The following is a 16,186-nucleotide window of genomic DNA, read 5'->3' as shown; positions in this document are numbered from 1 at the left end:
CCCGGGGTCGGTGGGTTGATGAAACGATCGTATGCGTCAGGACACTTTGTGTCATCATGGCGCCATGTCGGCATTGCTGCGCACGGTCCGCAGGCAGCGGGGACTCACGCTGGCAGACCTCGCCGAGCAGACCGGGCTGACCAAAAGCTACCTGTCGAAGATAGAACGTCGCCAGAGCACGCCGTCGATCGCGGTGGCCCTCAAAGTGGCATACGCGCTCAACGTCGATGTGGCGCAACTGTTCTCCGAGCGCAGCGACGCGGAGAAGATCACCGTCGACCGGGCGGCGGACCGCACGTCGGACCGCAGGCGCCATCAGCCGGTGGCCGCCGAGATGCTGGGAAAATCCATGTCCCCGTTCGTTGTTCACCCGTCCGGCCGCAGCACGGGCAGCGCGCACCCGCTGCATTCCGGCCAGGAGTTCGTATTCGTCCACACCGGGACGGTGCGACTGGAGTACGGCGATCAGACGTGGACGCTCTCGGCGGGTGACAGCGCCTACTTCGACGCGTCGATCAGCCACCGGATCCACAGCGTCGGAACGCAACCGGCCGAAGTCGTCGTCGTCACCGCCGACGAACCCGGCGGTTCAGCGAGGTTCGACGAAGGAGAAGCGAAGCTGGAACCGCCGCAGATACCCCGCGGCTCCCGGTGAGCCAGGAGCTGCTGTTCTCCTACGGCACGCTGCGCCAGCGCGAGGTGCAGCTCGCCACGTTCGGACGCGAACTCGACGGCCGGCCCGACGCGATCATCGGCTACGAACTGCAGCACGTGACGATCACCGATCCGGCAGTGGTCGCACTCAGCGGCAGCGACCGGCACCCGATCCTCACACCGTCGGGCCCGGACGCGCAGGTGGCCGGCACGGTGTTCGCGATCAGCACCGAAGAACTGGCGGCCGCCGACGACTACGAGGTCGACGCCTACCGGCGGATCTCGGTGCCGCTGCGCTCCGGCGGCCGGGCCTGGGTGTACGTGTTCGCCGGCTAGCGCCTACCAGGGCCGGGTCGAGCAGGTCACCCCACTGCCGCCCTGCACCGAGACGACCTCCTCGCCGTCGATGGCGATCGCGCAATGCAGTTCGGGGTTGATCCGCAGGCCGCCGCTGGCGGTGACCAGCGCCCACTGACTCGGGTCGGCCAGTGTGGCGGTGTACACCAGCGGTGAGCCGGGGTTGATCGGGGTCCGCCGCGACGTCGCGAGGTACTTGTCGGCGTCGGAGTTGTAGGCGGCCTTGCTGGGCGGGTCGGTCTGGATGTACTGGACGTCGACGTTGAGTTCACTGGTGGCGGTGATCGTGTAGGTCACCTGGTGGCCGCCGGCGGTCGACGGGCTGCTCGTCGGGGTCTCGGTGGCCGTCGGCGCCTCGGTCGCCGCCGGGGTCTCGGCCGTCTCCGACGCATCCGGGTCGGCCAGCGCGCTGGCCTGACCTGCCACGACACCGAACGCCGCCACGACCAGTGCCGCGCCGATCCGCGCTGCCGCCCCTCGCATGTTCGTCATAGCCGCCAACGCTACCGGAATCGGCGATCCCCCTGCCGAGTGTCGGATTGCAGCACGGTCTTTGGCTGAAAGCGTGTGCCGAGCCGACACTCACGCAAGGCCCGGGCAACCCGCCGCGCGCAGGGCGGCGCTGACGCGGGCGACCACGATGCCCGGCCGGTAGCGCAGCAGATCACTGCTGACTCGGATGATCACCCACCCCCGCGCCTGCAATTCGGCGTATCGATCGATGTCAGCAGTGCGTCGCGCCGGATCCGTCCAATGCTGCGCGCCGTCGAACTCGACGCCGACGAGGTAGTCGGGCCAACCCATATCGATGCGAGCGAAGATCCGGCCGAAGGCATCGCACACCACGATCTGCGTCGTCGGGGTGGGAAGCCCGGCGCGCACCAGCAGCAACCGGGTCCGAGTCTCCTGCGGCGATTCTGCACCCGCATCCATCAGCCTCAGCGCCTGCCGTAGCTGGACCAGCCCTCGCACCCCACGATGCCGGTCCACCAACGGGTCGATGTCGACCGACCGCAGGCCCGTGGCGTTGGCCAGCGCGTCCAATCGGATGACCGCAGTGCTCAACCCCGGCTGACGGCCGAGGTCGAAGGCGGTTCGCGCCGGCGTCGTCGTCGGAATGCCGCTGATCCGGCACACCTCGTCGGCTTCCAGGCGCTCGCGGTGGATGACGATCCCGTCGACCGTCGACGGGGTCATGCGATTCAATTCGGCCGGGAGGCGCGCGTCCAGCCACCGCGACCCGTGCAGCGCCGCGGCGGACACCCCGGCCGCCGTCGCTCTGCGGCCGGACCACAACCATGCGGCCGCCGCCCGCCCGGTCGCCGTCAGCTCAGCACCGTCGTGCAGGTAGACGTTGCGGTAGATCATCCGGTAGCGCCGGGCCAACGCTCGCCTGCTGACCCGGCCCGCAGCCAGTGCCTCGGTGCCGATGAACGGCCGGTTCGACGTCCCCATCCGGTCACCGTGGCGGATCGGCCGTCATCACGCCGACGAGCGTCGGGCTATTTCACATTTTCTGTGGATAACCGTGCGTCAAGCCGACATTCGCCGCAGGACATCGGCCACCACATCGTCGAACGCCACGTCGACCTGCTCGCCGGTCGCCAGGGTCTTCACACCGACCACCCCGGCCTCGATGTCCCGGTCACCGGCGACCAGCGCCAGCGTGGCCCCGGACCGGTCGGCGCCGCGCATCGCACCCTTGAGTCCGCGGCCGCCGTAGGCCAGATCGACCCGCACCCCGGCGGCGCGCAGCTGTGCTCCCAGCACCGCCAGCCGCAGTTTGGCGGCTTCGCTCAGCCCGACGCCGTACACGTCGCATCGGCTGGCGGCACCCACGCTCACCCCTTCGGCAGCCAGCGCCAGCAGCGTGCGGTCCACCCCGAGACCGAAGCCGATGCCGGAAAGGTCTTGGCCGCCAAGCTGACTCATCAGCCCGTCGTACCGGCCGCCGCCGCCGATACCGGACTGCGCGCCCAGGCCGTCGTGCACGAACTCGAACGTGGTCTTGGTGTAGTAGTCCAGGCCCCGCACCATCCGCGGGTTGATCACATACGGCACCCCGAGCGCGTCGAGGTGCGCCAGCACTGTCTCGAAATGCTGCTTGGCCTCGCCGGAGAGGTGGTTGAGCATCAGCGGGGCGTCGGCGGTCATCTCCCGCACATGCGGGCGCTTGTCGTCGAGCACCCGCAGCGGGTTGAGCTCCGCGCGCCGGCGGGTCTCCTCATCCAGATCCAGCTCGAACAGGAAGCTCTGCAACAACTCCCGGTACTGCGGACGGCAGGTGTCATCACCCAGCGAGGTCAGCTCCAGCCGGAAACCGGTCAGACCCAGCGACCGGAAGCCGGCGTCGGCGACCGCGATCACCTCGGCGTCCAGCGCCGGGTCGTCGACGCCGATCGCCTCCACCCCGACCTGCTGCAACTGCCGGTAACGCCCGGCCTGCGGGCGCTCGTAGCGGAAGAACGGACCGGCGTAGCAGAGTTTCACCGGCAGCTGCCCGCGATCCAGACCGTGCTCGATCACCGCGCGCATAACCCCGGCAGTGCCCTCCGGGCGCAGCGTCACCGAGCGGTCGCCGCGATCGGCGAAGGTGTACATCTCCTTGGAGACGACGTCGGTGGACTCCCCCACCCCGCGGGCGAACAGCGCGGTGTCCTCGAAGATCGGCAGTTCGACGTCGCCGTAACCGGCACGCCGGGCGACGGCCAGCAGGCCGTCACGCACCGCCACGAAACCAGCGGAGGCCGGCGGAATGTAATCGGGCACACCCTTGGGTGCGGCAAAGGTCGTCATCGGCTCAGTCCTTCGAGGAACGGGTTGCGCCGGCGCTCGGCGCCGATCGTGGTCTTGGGGCCGTGCCCGGGCAGCACTACGGCAGCGTCGTCGAGCACCAGCAGCTTGTCGATGATCGAGTGCATCAGGTCGCGCCCACTACCGCCGGGCAGGTCGGTGCGCCCGACCGAGTTCTGGAACAGCGTGTCCCCGCTGAACACCAGTTCGGCGTCATCCCCCTCGACCCGGAAGCAGACCGAGCCGCGGGTGTGGCCGGGGGTGAAGTCGACGGTGACGGTGGTGTCGCCGAGGCCGATCTTGTCACCGTCGCGGTCCAGTTCGATCAGCTGCCGCGGCTCGGAGAACATCACCCCGACCAGCGCCCCGACCAACCCCAGGCCGGTTCCGGTGCCGAGCGCGCGAACCGGGTCGGTGAGCATGTACCGGTCCTCGGGGTGGATGTAGACCGGGCAGCCGAACGTGTCGGAGACCTTCTGCGCGCTCCAGATGTGGTCGATGTGGCCGTGGGTGAGCAGCACCGCCGCCGGGGTGAGCCGGTTCTCGTCGAGAATGCGGCGCAACTGGCCCATCGCGCGCTGGCCCGGGTCGACGATGATCGCGTCGGCACCCTGCCGCGTCGCCAGCACGTAGCAGTTGCACGCCAGCATTCCAGCGGGAAATCCGGTGACCAACACGCCGACCAGTTTCCCACTGCGCGCCCCCGCCGCCGTTACGCGGGCAGAACTGGCAGACTCGAACGCAACTCACCAGCAAGCCCAGGAGGTTTTCGGCGGTGCCCTCGAACGAAGAACGACGCGCTCAGGCGAAGCGCAATCTGGATCAGCAGGTGGAGCAGCGTGCCAAGGAGACCCGGCAGCGCCGCTACCTGATGATCGGCGCAGCGGTGGCGGCGGCTGTGCTGGCGATCGGTGCGACGACGACGGTCGTGCTGCGCACCAACCACACGTCCGACACCGCGGCCGTCGACAGCGCGGCCGGCGGGGAGTCGACCGGCCAGCCCGGCGAGTCCGGTCAGCTGCCGAAGTTCGTCGCCTCCCCCACGCTGGGCGCCAACTGCCAGTACCCGAAGTCGTCGCGGCCGGCCAGCAAGCAGGTCGAGCCGCCGCGGACCGGCAAGGTTCCGACCGAGCCGGCGCAGGTCAGTGTCTCGATGATGACCGACCAGGGCCCGATCGGGCTGATCCTGAACAACGCCCAGGCGCCGTGCACGGTCAACAGCTTCGTCAGCCTGGGCAACAAGGACTTCTTCAACGACACCTTCTGCCACCGGCTGACCACCTCACCGTCGCTGAAGGTGCTGCAGTGCGGCGACCCCGACGGCGACGGCACCGGCGGCCCGGGATACGAGTTCGCCAACGAGTACCCCACCGATCAGTACCAGCCGAACGACCCCGCGGCCCGCGAGCCGGTGGTGTACCCGCGTGGCACGGTGGCGATGGCCAACGCCGGCCCCGGCACCAACGGCAGCCAGTTCTTCCTGGTGTACGCCGACTCCCAGTTGCCGCCGCAGTACACGGTGTTCGGCACCATCCAGGAGGACGGCCTGACCACCCTGGACAAGATCGCCAAGGCCGGCGTGGCGCCCGGCGGCAACGGCCCCAGCGACGGTCCGCCGGTGCTCAAGGTCAAGATCAAGTCGGTCCGGACGGACTGACCGGTGTACCGGTTCCTGCCCGTCGTCGTCTTCGGCATCGCCGCGCTGGCCGCCGGCGCCGCGGCCGTCACGGTCCATCCGGACTGGTGGTGGCTTGCGGCGCCCAGCGGACTGCTGTTCGCGCTCGGAATCTACGACCTGCTCCAAACCCGGCACACGATCCTGCGCAACTACCCGATCCTGGGGCACATGCGGTTCCTGATGGAGGATCTGCGGCCGGAACTGCAGCAGTACTTCATCGAGCGCAACTTCGACGGCCGGCCCTACGACCGGGCGCGGCGCACGATCATCTACGAGCGCGCCAAGGGCATCCATTCCGAGCAGGCGTTCGGCACCGAACGCGACATCGACTCGGTCGGCTACGAGCACCTGGCGCAGTCGGTCGCACCGGTGCCGGTTGCCGAGGAGCCGCCCCGGGCACTGATCGGCGGGCCCGACTGCAAGCACCCGTACCCGATGGCGCTGGTGAACGTCTCGGCGATGAGCTTCGGGGCGCTGTCGTCGAACGCGATCCTGGCGCTGAACAAGGGCGCGGCGATGGGCGGCTTCGCCCACGACACCGGCGAGGGCGGCCTGACCCCGTACCACCTGGAGCACGGCGGGGACCTGATCTGGGAGATCGGGTCGGGGTACTTCGGGGCGCGCACCCCCGACGGCTTCTTCGACCCGGCGCAGTTCTCCGACAAGGCTGCGCATCCGAACATCAAGTGCGTCTCGTTGAAGCTCAGCCAGGGCGCCAAACCCGGTCTGGGCGGGGTGCTGCCGGCCGCGAAGGTCAGCGAGGAGATCGCCGGTTACCGGGGCGTGCCGGTTGGCCAGAAATGCGTCAGCCCCGCCGCCCACTCGGCGTTTTCCACCCCGCGTGAACTTGTCCGGTTCATCGCGCACATGCGGGAACTCACCGACGGCAAGCCGACCGGGTTCAAACTGTGCGTCGGCACCCGCACCGACATCATCGCGATCGGCAAGGCGATGCTCGACGAGGGTGTCACCCCGGACTTCATCATCGTCGACGGCGCCGAGGGCGGAACCGGGGCCGCACCGCTGGAGTACGAGGACCACGTCGGGATGCCGCTCACCGACGGGCTGATGACCGTGCACAACGTGCTGGTCGGCATGGGCCTGCGGGACCGCATCAAACTCGGGGCCAGCGGGAAGGTGGCCGGCGCCACCGACGTCGTCAAACGGCTGATCCAGGGCGCCGACTACACCAACTCCGCGCGGGCGATGATGATGGCGCTCGGCTGCATCCAGGCGCAGCGCTGCCACACCAACACCTGCCCGACGGGCATCACGACGCAGGATCCGAAACGGGTGCGGGCGCTCAACGTCCCCGACAAGAGCGTGCGGGTGCAGCGCTACCAGGAGGGCACCGTCCGCACCGCGATGCAGATGATCGCCTCGTTGGGCGCACACAGCCCGCAGGACCTGACACCGCACATGCTGCGCAAGCGGGTCTCACCGTCGATCGTGCGGAGCTACGCCGAGATCTACGAGTGGCTCGAACCGGGCCAGTTGCTGGCGGACCGGCCCACCTCCTGGGCGGCCGACTGGGCGGCGGCGAACCCGGACAGCTTCGCACCCGGCGGGTAGCGAGGCTCGACGGAGGAGAGCCGAAGCTGGCCCGCCGCAGAACACCCGGCGGGTAGCGAGGCTCGACGGAGGAGAGCCGAAGCTGGCCCGCCGCAGAACACCCGGCGGGTAGCGAGGCTCGACGGATGAGAGGCGAAGCTGGCCCGCCGCATACACCCGAGCTAATCACACGCGCCGACCGTGCAGAGTTGACCACCCCCACCTGGGGTTTTGCCGGTGAACTCCGCACGGTCGCGCGGGTTAGGCCGCTGAGGTCACCCGGTAGACGTCGTAGACGCCCTCGACGTTGCGGACCACGTTCAGCAGGTGCCCGAGGTGTTTCGGGTCGCCCATCTCGAACGTGAACCGGCTGATCGCGACCCGGTCGCGCGACGTGGTGACGGACGCCGACAGGATGTTGACCTTCTCATCGGCGAGCACCTTGGTCACGTCGGACAGCAACCGGTGCCGGTCCAGCGCCTCGACCTGGATCGCCACCAAGAACACCGACGACGGCGACGGCGCCCACTTGACCTCGATGATCCGCTCGGCCTGCTCCTGCAGCGACGCCGCATTGGTGCAGTCGGTGCGGTGCACGCTGACCCCGCCGCCGCGGGTGACGAAACCCATGATCTTATCGCCGGGCACCGGGGTGCAGCACTTGGCGAGTTTGGTCAGCACCCCGGCGGCGCCGGGCACCGCCACGCCGACGTCGTCGGTGCGCCGCTCCCGGCGCGGGATCGTCAGTGGCGTGGTGCGTTCGGCCAGGTCGTCCTCGGCCTGATCGACTCCGCCCAGCTGCGCCATCAGCCGCTGCACGACGTGGTGGGCCGAGACGTGGTTCTCCCCGACCGCGGTGTACATCGCCGACACGTCGGCGTAGTGCAGTTCCCGCGCCACCGCCACCATCGACTCGCCGCTGACCAGGCGCTGCAGCGGCAGCCCGACCTTGCGGACCTCGCGGGCGATGGCGTCCTTGCCGGTCTCCAGCGCCTCCTCGCGGCGCTCCTTGGCGAACCACTGCCGGATCTTCGCCTTGGCGCGCGGCGAGACCACGAACTGCTGCCAGTCGCGTGACGGTCCGGCGTTCTGGGCCTTGGAGGTGAAGACCTCCACCACTTCCCCGTTCTCGAGCTTGCGCTCCAGGGCCACCAGGCGGCCGTTGACCCGCGCGCCGATGCAGCGGTGGCCGACCTCGGTGTGCACCGCGTAGGCGAAGTCGACGGGGGTGGATCCGGTGGGCAGCGTGATCACGTCGCCCTTGGGGGTGAAGACGAAGATCTCCTTGACCGCCAGGTCGTAGCGCAGTGACTCCAGGAATTCCCCGGGGTCGGCGGCCTCCCGCTGCCAGTCCAGCAGCTGCCGCATCCAGGCCATGTCGTCGATCTCGGCGGCGGCCCCGTGCTGTGGAATACCGTTGCGGCCCTTGGCCTCCTTGTACCGCCAGTGCGCGGCGATGCCGTATTCGGCGGTGCGGTGCATCTCCCGGGTGCGGATCTGGATCTCCAGCGGCTTGCCCTCCGGACCGATCACCGTGGTGTGCAGCGACTGGTAGACGCCGTAGCGCGGCTGGGCGATGTAGTCCTTGAACCGCCCGGCCATCGGCTGCCACAGCGAGTGCACGACACCGACGGCGGCGTAGCAGTCCCGGATCTCGTCGCAGAGGATCCGCAGTCCCACCAGGTCGTAGATGTCGTCGAAGTCGCGGCCGCGCACGATCATCTTCTGGTAGATCGACCAGTAGTGCTTGGGCCGGCCCTCGACGGTGGCGGCGATCTTCGACTTGGCCAGGGTGTTGACGATCTCGGTGCGCACCTTGGCCAGGTAGGTGTCCCGCGACGGCGCCCGGTCGGCCACCAGCCGGACGATCTCCTCGTAGCGCTTGGGGTGCAGGATCGCGAACGACAGATCCTCGAGCTCCCATTTGACGGTGGCCATGCCGAGCCGATGTGCCAGCGGCGCAATGACTTCCAGTGTTTCGCGGGCTTTGCGGGCCTGCTTCTCCGGCGGCAGGAACCGGATCGTGCGCATGTTGTGCAGCCGGTCGGCGACCTTGATCACCAGCACCCGCGGGTCGCGGGCCATCGCGATCACCATCTTGCGGATGGTCTCTGCTTCGGCAGCGGTACCCAGCACCACCTTGTCGAGCTTGGTCACCCCGTCGACCAGGTGGCCGACCTCGTCGCCGAACTCCGCGGTCAGGGCGGGCAGCGTGTAGCCGGTGTCCTCGACGGTGTCGTGCAGCAGCGCCGCCACCAGGGTGGTGGTGTCCATGCCCAGTTCGGCCAGGATGGTGGCGACAGCCAACGGGTGGGTGATGTAGGGGTCACCGGAGTGCCGCACCTGGGTTGAGTGCCGTTGCTCGGCCACCTCGTAGGCGCGCTGCAGCGGCGCCAGGTTCGCCTTCGGGTAGAACTGCCGGTGCACCGCCACCAGCGGTTCCAGCACCGGGCTGATCGCGCCCCGCTGCGCGGTGATGCGCCGGGCGATCCGCGCCCGCACCCGGCGCGACGCGCTGGTCGGCACCTTCAGCAGGTCGGTCTTCTCACCGGGTGAGTCCTGCGCGACGCTCCCGGCCTGGGCAACGTCGGCGCCGTGCTGCTCATCCGCCACTGGACTCACCTCCGCCCACGAGAATACGGCTCAGATCCGGTGCAGGCTGTGCACCTCAAGCGGCGCCACCGCGGCGCGTCCGCCCAGATCGGTCAGCTCCAGCACCACCCCGGCGGCGATCACGTCCGCGCCGGTGTGCTGCAGCAGCCGGTGCGTCGCCGCCAGCGTCCCGCCGGTGGCCAGCACGTCGTCGACGATCACCACCCGGCGCCCAGCCAGCGGAATCCCTTCGGCGGGAATCTCCAGGACGGCGGAGCCGTACTCCAACTGGTAGCTCTCGCTGTGCACCGGCGGCGGCAGCTTTCCGCCCTTGCGCACCGCCAGCGCCCCGACCCCGAGCCGTTCGGCGACGGCGCCGGCCAGCAGGAATCCCCGGGCGTCGATGCCGGCCACCAGCTCGACACCGGCCGCGACCTGCGCCAGCGCCACCGTCACCGCGGCCAGCCCGGCGGCGTCGGCGAACACCGGGGTCACGTCCTTGAACGCGATGCCCGGGGTCGGGAAGTCCGCGACCTCGCGGGTCAGGGCGGCGACGAGTTCCCCCGCGCGCCGGGCGGCGGGTCCGGGTTCGGTCACGAGTTCCTCACTGCTGGAGCGCCCAGCGGTCCATGTTCCAGCCCGCACCCCAGCGGGTGGGGTTGGCGGCGACACCGTAGGTCTTCTTGGATGCCAGCAGGGTGCGCTGCTGGCGGTACAGCGGCAGCGTCGGCATGTCCGCCCAGAGCACCGGGGCGCCCTCCCGCAGCAACCGGACCATCTCGGCGGGGTCCGCGGTCACCGCCAGCGCGGAGACGATGCCGTCGATCTGGTCGTTGTGGTAGCCGGACAGGTTGTTGCCGTTGCCGCCGAACAGTTCGTAGGCGTCCACCGCCGAGGAACCGCTCGACCCGCTGCCGGTGGCCCCGCCGGTGCTGGCCAGCAGCACGTCGAGCTGCCCCTCCCGCAGCGCCTGCGGCCCGATGCCGTCCGAGGCCACCTCGGTGACCGTGATGCCGGCCGGCTCGCAGGAGGCGGTGATCGCCCCGACGACGGCGGCCAGCCGGGTGTTCGGGGCGCGGTAGCCGATCCGCACGGTCAGCGGCTTGCCGCCCAGCGCGTCACGGGCCGCGACCGGGTCGGCGTGCATGAACTGATCCGCCTCGGGCACGTTCTCGGCCTCGTCGAACGCGTCGTCCATCGCGGTGTTGAGCCGGGAGTTCACCACCGGCACACCGGCGTCCCGGGCGATCACGTCGCGGGGCGTGCACAGTGCCAGCGCCCGTCGCGCCGGGGTCTCCGACAGCGGCCCGGTCGGGGCGAAGATCAACTGCTCGATGCCGCCCGACGGGGTGTCGCTGCCCTGATAGCCGTCGGGGGTGATCAGCGAGCCGGCTGAGCCGGTCGCGACATCCACCACCTCGACGACCCGCTTGCTGACCCGGTCGGCGATGTCGGCGCCCTGCGGCCACACCGTGATTCGCTGGCTGGCCGGCTTCGCCCCCCACCAGCGGTCGTTGGCGACCAGTACGACGGCGCCGCCGTCGAGCACCGAGTCGATCTTGTAGGGGCCCGACGACGGGAAGTACCGCAGGTCGACGCCGTGGTTCAGCCGCCAGAGGGTGTTCCAGGTCTGGGCGATCCGCTCCACCGCCGGACCGGTCTGCCCTGGGTCGCCCAGCAGCGCCTCGGTGGTGTTCAGGCCCAGCTTGGCGCCGAGCACGTGCGACGGCAGCATCGAGGTGGCGGTGAACAGTTCCTCGTAGCCGACGATGTTGCGGCCCTCGAAGAACGACACCCTGGCCCTGCGCGCCCCCGGCTGGCATTCGATGCGCTCGATGTCGAGGTAGCCGGCCCGACTCGCGGCGTCGAAACCGGGGAACCGCCCGGACTGCGCCGCCCAGGCCAGCACCAGGTCGTCGCAGGTGATGGGTGCACCGTCGGAGTACACCGCGGCGTCGGCGATCTGGTAGTCCAACACCAGCGGTGCCCGGCCCACCACCGCGACACTGCCGAAGTCTCGGTCGGCGACGACCTGTCCGTCCGGACCGTGGTAGCCGAAACCGGTCAGGGTGCGCGCGAACGCCTGCGGGCCGGCCGAGGCGGCACCGGCCACCGAGGTGGTGTTGTAGCTGATCAGCGCCCCGTCGACGGCGTAGTCGATCTGCGCATCCTCAGCGCTGCTGCACGCCGACGCCGACCACACGCCGACCGCGGTGGCGACGCTCACCAGCAGTGCAGCAGCGCGTCGACCGCGGGCCGCCATCGCCGGTTACTTCCCGGCGCCCGGCTTGCCGGTCGGCCGCTGGGTGCGCCGGCTGGTGGGGCGCACCGGTTTGGTGCCCGCCGTCGGCGCGTCACCGACACCGGCCGCGACCGGGGTCTGTTCCGCGGATTCGTCGCCGGCATCGTCGGTGTCGTCGATGGCGTCGTCGAGGGTGTCGTCGTCGGCGGTCTCGTCGTCACCCGCCGCGGCGGCCTTGGCCCCGCCCGACCCGGCCCGGCGCCGCAGCACCCGGCGGTTGTGGTTCTGCACCAGTTCGGTGCGCTCCCGCAGGCTGACCAGCAGCGGCGTCGCGAAGAAGATCGACGAGTAGGTGCCGACGATGATGCCGACCAACTGCACCAGCGCCAGGTCCTTGAGCGTGCCCACACCCAGCAGCCAGACCGCGACCACCATCAGCGCGATGATCGGCAGCGCCGAGATCAGGCTGGTGTTGATCGACCGCATGAAGGTCTGGTTCACCGCCAGGTTCGCCTCTTCGGCGTAGGTGCGCCGGGTGGTGTGTTCGAAGCCGTGGGTGTTCTCCTCCACCTTGTCGAACACGATGACGGTGTCGTAGATGGAGAAGCCGAGGATCGTCAGCAGGCCGATGACGGTCGCCGGGGTGACCTCGAAGCCGACCAGCGAATAGACGCCGGCGGTGACGGCCACGTCGAAGACCATCGAGATCATCGCCGAGATCGTCATGTACCACTCGTAGCGGACGGTGATGTACAGCGACGCCAGCAGCAGGAACACCACCAGCGCGATCACCGCCTTCTGGGTGATCTGCCCGCCCCAGGTCTCCGAGACCGCCGAGTCGCTGATGGCCTGCATGCTGGGCTGCCCGTCGGGGCCGGCCGGCGCGAACGCGTCGAACAGTGCGGTGCGCAGTTTCTCGGTCTGCTCGTTGGAGAGCGTCTCGGCCCGGATCTGCACGGTCGCCGCGTTGCCGTTGCCGACCACGACCACCGATTCGGGGTTGCTGCCGACGCTGTCGTGGAACACCTGCTCGACCTGGGCGACGGTGGTGTCGCCGCGCGGGAACGACACCTTGGTGCCGCCGGCGAAGTCGATGCCGAAGGTGAAGCCGCGGATCAGGATCGACAGGATCGCGATCGCGACCATCGCACCGCTGATCACGTACCACATCCGGCGCTTACCGATGACCTCGAAGGCGCCGGTGCCGGTGTAGAGCCGGGACAGGAAGCCGTGCTGCGGCGGCGCGGCCGGAGCGGAGGCGGCCTTCTTCTTGGGCGCCGGTGCGGCCGGCTTCTTGACGCTCTTGGTGCTCGGTTTGGCCATCTGACTAGCCCCGTCCCGTCGATTGGGCCGTCACCCGCGCGCCCGATTTGGCTGCTGTTTTGGTTCCCGGCTTCGCCCCGGCCTTCGGTCCGGCTTTCGCCACCGCCCGCCGTTCGCGGGCCACCTGCTGCACCGCACCCAGGCCGTTGTAGGCCGGTTTGGCCAGTGTCGGCGACTTGGACGCCAGGTACACCAGCGGCCAGGTCACCAGGAACACCACCACGATGTCGAGGATCGTCGTCAGTCCGAGGGTGAACGCGAAGCCCTTCACCTGACCGACCGCGAGGAAGTACAGCACCGCCGCGGCCAGGAAGGTGACGGCGTTGCCGGACACGATCGTCTTGCGGGCGCGGGCCCAACCGCGGGGCACCGCGGACCGGAACGAGCGGCCCTCCCGGATCTCGTCCTTGATCCGTTCGAAGAACACCACGAACGAGTCGGCGGTGGTGCCGATACCGATGATCAGACCGGCGATACCGGCCAGGTCGAGGGTGTAGTTGATGTATCTGCCGAGCAGCACCAGGATCGCGTACACCATGGCGCCGGCGACGATCAGCGACAGTGCGGTGATGAATCCCAGCACCCGGTAATACAGCAGCGAGTAGACCAGCACCAGGACCAGGCCGATGGCGCCGGCGATCAGCCCGGCCCGCAGCGACGTCATCCCGAGGGTGGCGGAGACGGTCTCGGCCTCCGACGCCTCGAACGACAGCGGCAGCGACCCGTAACGCAGCACATTCGCGAGCTGACGGGCGGTGTCCTGGGTGAAGTTGCCGCTGATCTGGGTGCGTCCGCCGGGGATCGCCTCCCGGATCACCGGGGCGCTGACCACCTGCGAGTCCAGCGTGAACGCGGTCTGCACACCGATGTGGGCGGCGGTGAAGTCGGCCCAGATCTCGGCGCCGGTGCTCTTGAACTGCACCGAGACGACGTACCCGCCGTCGCGCTGGTCCATGCCGGAGCTGGCGTCGGCGATCTGGTCGCCGCTGATGATCGACGGAGCCAGCAGGTAGACGGTCTGGTGGTCCTGCGAGCACGTCACCAGCGGCAGGTCCGGGTCATCGTTGCCGGCGAGGATGTCGTCCTTGTCGCACTGCGAGGCCTGCATCCGCATCGCCAGCGCCTGCATCATCTTGTTGTCGCTCTGCCGCAGCTTCTTGGCCATCGCGATGCGCGCGGCCAGGCCCTGCTGGCCGGGCCGGACGGCCGGCGCCTGCGGCGCGGCGGGGGTTTCGGCAGCGCCGCCCTCGGCGGGCGTAGCGGGGGTTCCGGGGGTTTCGGTCGCCCCGGACGCGGGTGCCTCGGGGGCGGTGGTCTGCTCACCCGGCGTCTCCGAGGTGGTTCCCGGCGTCGGGGTCGGCTCCTTCGGGAACGGCCGCGGCTGCGCGGGCGGGCTCACCGGCTGCTGCTGCGCCGGCTCACCGCCGAACAGGCCCTCACCGGACGTGCCCGACTCCCCCGACTGGCCCTGACCGCCCGGAGCGGGCTGGACGGGAACGGCGGGCTGGCCGGGGATGACGGGCTGGCCCGGCTGACCGGGAATGGCGGGCTGGCCGGGCTGGCCGGGCTGGCCGGGCTGAGCCGGCTGGCCGGGCGCGCCGGGGATCCCGGGTGCCAGACCCGGCATCTGTCCACCGCCCTGCAGTGCCTGCACCGGCACCGCCTCGCCGACCGGCCGGATGTACAGCCGGGCCGTCTGGCCCAGCGTGCGGGCCTCGTTGCCGTCACTGCCGGGGACCGTGATGACCAGGTTGTTGCCGTCGATGATGACCTCGGAGCCGGAGACGCCGAGGCCGTTGACCCGCGCGCTGATGATCTGCTGCGCCTGGTTGAGTGCGTCGCGGGTCGGCGCGGAGCCGTCCGGGGTGCGCGCGGTCAGCGTCACCCGGGTGCCGCCCTGCAGGTCGATCCCGAGCTTGGGCTCGGCGAGCTTGTTGCCGGTCAGGAACACCAGCAGGTACAGACCGACGAGCATGACCAGGAACACCGCCAGGTTGCGGGCAGGGTGCACCGGTGCCGAAGGCGATGCCACGTGTTGAGTCTCCTTCGCTCCGTGCGCGATCCGCTATCGGGATCGCCGGGACTGGTCCGTGCGTGCATCGCCCGGGCCGGTCAGTTCGACCGCACCCGCAAAAGGGTACGTCGTCCACTGTCCGGCTCGGGCGTTGGGCGGGCGATGGTTCTCGCCCGAGGTTCAGGCGCCCTCTACGGCCTGCTCCACCGCGGTCTCGTCGGCCAAACCGTCCTCCGGCATCTCGGGCTCGATCTTGTCCCGAATCGCCAGTTTCATCCAGGTGGTCACCACGCCCGGCGCGATCTCCAGGTCGACGGTGTCGTCGGTGATGCCGGTGATCGTGCCCTGCAGGTAAGCGATGGTGTTCACCCGGTCGCCCGGCTGGAGCGACTCGTGCAGCGCGATGGTGGCCTCCATCGCCCGACGCTGGCGTCGGGACGCGAAGAACATGAACGCACCCATCACGATGAGCAGCGGAAGGAAGGCAACCATGTTGTTCATGACAGGTATCGGTCTTTCGTGTCGGTCAGTCGATCTTCCGTGTCAGTGTGCCACTGTGCTGCCCGACAACCGAGCCCCACTGGCACGGACGGCATAGTCTGTCTGAGTCTGTCTTGGTCTGACGCCGGGGGCACTGACGGGAAGGTGCACGATGAACAAGATTGTGTGTGGGTTGACGACGGCGGTCGCGACGGCGGCGGCTCCGTTCCTGATCGGGCTGCTCAACGAGCCGGCAGTGAGCTCGGCGGCGCCGCCACTGGACTGCCCCGGCGGCCAATACTGGGAGCCCAGCACCAACACCTGCATGCCCCTGGGGCAGGGCCCCACCCCGCTGGACTGCCCCGGCGGCCAGTACTGGGAGCCCAGCACCAACACCTGCATGCCGCTCGGTCAGGGCCCGACCCCGCTGGACTGCCCGCCCGGCCAGTGGTGGAACCCGTTCGGCAACGCCTGCCGGCCGCTCGGCCAGATGTAGAACCGC

Annotated in this window: 15 protein-coding genes; 5 read left to right on the top strand and 10 right to left on the bottom strand. The window is 69.7% G+C overall.

The genetic code is table 11. The features are described 5' to 3' along the window. Positions 1-64 precede the first annotated feature (64 nt). Both KIH27_RS00885 and KIH27_RS00880 read left to right on the top strand, forming a co-directional pair. Positions 65-655: a helix-turn-helix domain-containing protein gene (locus KIH27_RS00885; RefSeq protein ID WP_214091014.1), complete on the top strand. Its 591-nt coding sequence runs from the start codon at positions 65-67 to the stop codon at positions 653-655. Continuing rightward, positions 652-990: a gamma-glutamylcyclotransferase family protein gene (locus tag KIH27_RS00880; RefSeq protein WP_214091013.1), complete on the top strand. Its 339-nt coding sequence runs from the start codon at positions 652-654 to the stop codon at positions 988-990. Before KIH27_RS00885 ends, KIH27_RS00880 begins: the two co-directional genes overlap by 4 nt. Before the next feature lie 3 nt (positions 991-993). Here the strand turns inward: KIH27_RS00880 and KIH27_RS00875 are convergent, their stop codons facing one another. From KIH27_RS00875 to KIH27_RS00860, 4 genes are all read right to left on the bottom strand, one after another. Further along, positions 994-1,503, bottom strand: a complete 510-nt coding sequence (locus KIH27_RS00875; protein WP_250149355.1) for an Rv2576c family protein — start codon at positions 1,501-1,503, stop codon at positions 994-996. Positions 1,504-1,593: 90 nt separating this feature from the next. Then, positions 1,594-2,466 (bottom strand): endonuclease domain-containing protein, encoded by an 873-nt coding sequence (locus KIH27_RS00870; RefSeq protein WP_214091012.1) that lies wholly within the window; start codon positions 2,464-2,466, stop codon positions 1,594-1,596. Positions 2,467-2,544: 78 nt separating this feature from the next. After that, positions 2,545-3,807, bottom strand: a complete 1,263-nt coding sequence (gene hisS / locus KIH27_RS00865; protein WP_214091011.1) for a histidine--tRNA ligase — start codon at positions 3,805-3,807, stop codon at positions 2,545-2,547. Continuing rightward, positions 3,804-4,481, bottom strand: a complete 678-nt coding sequence (locus KIH27_RS00860; RefSeq protein ID WP_214091010.1) for an MBL fold metallo-hydrolase — start codon at positions 4,479-4,481, stop codon at positions 3,804-3,806. The genes hisS and KIH27_RS00860 overlap by 4 nt, the downstream gene beginning before the upstream one ends. Positions 4,482-4,579: 98 nt before the next feature. Between KIH27_RS00860 and KIH27_RS00855 the strand changes: the two genes are divergently transcribed. Further along, positions 4,580-5,461 carry a peptidylprolyl isomerase gene (locus tag KIH27_RS00855; protein WP_214091009.1) on the top strand — a complete coding sequence of 294 codons (882 nt, stop codon included), beginning with the start codon at positions 4,580-4,582 and terminating at the stop codon, positions 5,459-5,461. A 3-nt stretch (positions 5,462-5,464) separates the two neighbouring features. Next, complete coding sequence (locus KIH27_RS00850) at positions 5,465-7,054, top strand: FMN-binding glutamate synthase family protein (protein ID WP_307856753.1); 1,590 nt, start codon at positions 5,465-5,467, stop codon at positions 7,052-7,054. 240 nt (positions 7,055-7,294) lie between these two features. On the opposite strand, the gene KIH27_RS00845 is transcribed toward KIH27_RS00850, so the two are convergent. The 6 genes from KIH27_RS00845 to yajC form a co-directional block, all read right to left on the bottom strand. Beyond that, complete coding sequence (locus tag KIH27_RS00845; RefSeq protein ID WP_372451278.1) at positions 7,295-9,655, bottom strand: RelA/SpoT family protein; 2,361 nt, start codon at positions 9,653-9,655, stop codon at positions 7,295-7,297. Between the two features lie 21 nt (positions 9,656-9,676). Beyond that, positions 9,677-10,222 (bottom strand): adenine phosphoribosyltransferase, encoded by a 546-nt coding sequence (locus KIH27_RS00840; protein ID WP_214091008.1) that lies wholly within the window; start codon positions 10,220-10,222, stop codon positions 9,677-9,679. Between the two features lie 7 nt (positions 10,223-10,229). Next, complete coding sequence (locus tag KIH27_RS00835; RefSeq protein ID WP_214091007.1) at positions 10,230-11,888, bottom strand: ABC transporter substrate-binding protein; 1,659 nt, start codon at positions 11,886-11,888, stop codon at positions 10,230-10,232. 6 nt (positions 11,889-11,894) lie between these two features. Next, on the bottom strand, positions 11,895-13,190 hold the full coding sequence (gene secF / locus KIH27_RS00830) for a protein translocase subunit SecF (RefSeq protein ID WP_214091006.1): 1,296 nt from the start codon (positions 13,188-13,190) through the stop codon (positions 11,895-11,897). A gap of 4 nt (positions 13,191-13,194) precedes the next feature. Next, complete coding sequence (gene secD / locus KIH27_RS00825) at positions 13,195-15,222, bottom strand: protein translocase subunit SecD (protein WP_214091005.1); 2,028 nt, start codon at positions 15,220-15,222, stop codon at positions 13,195-13,197. 162 nt (positions 15,223-15,384) lie between these two features. Further along, the gene (yajC, locus tag KIH27_RS00820) at positions 15,385-15,705 is read right to left on the bottom strand and encodes a preprotein translocase subunit YajC (protein WP_214091004.1); all 321 of its coding nucleotides are present in this window, start codon (positions 15,703-15,705) and stop codon (positions 15,385-15,387) included. A gap of 151 nt (positions 15,706-15,856) precedes the next feature. Here yajC and KIH27_RS00815 point away from each other — a divergent pair, with 151 nt between their 5' ends. Beyond that, complete coding sequence (locus KIH27_RS00815; RefSeq protein WP_214091003.1) at positions 15,857-16,180, top strand: hypothetical protein; 324 nt, start codon at positions 15,857-15,859, stop codon at positions 16,178-16,180. Positions 16,181-16,186: the final 6 nt, after the last annotated feature.

This window comes from Mycolicibacter acidiphilus, from assembly GCF_018455725.1.
Classification (GTDB): domain Bacteria; phylum Actinomycetota; class Actinomycetes; order Mycobacteriales; family Mycobacteriaceae; genus Mycobacterium; species Mycobacterium acidiphilum.
The sequence above is the reverse complement of the archived record's forward strand: the minus strand, read 5'-3'. Positions and strand labels throughout refer to the sequence as shown.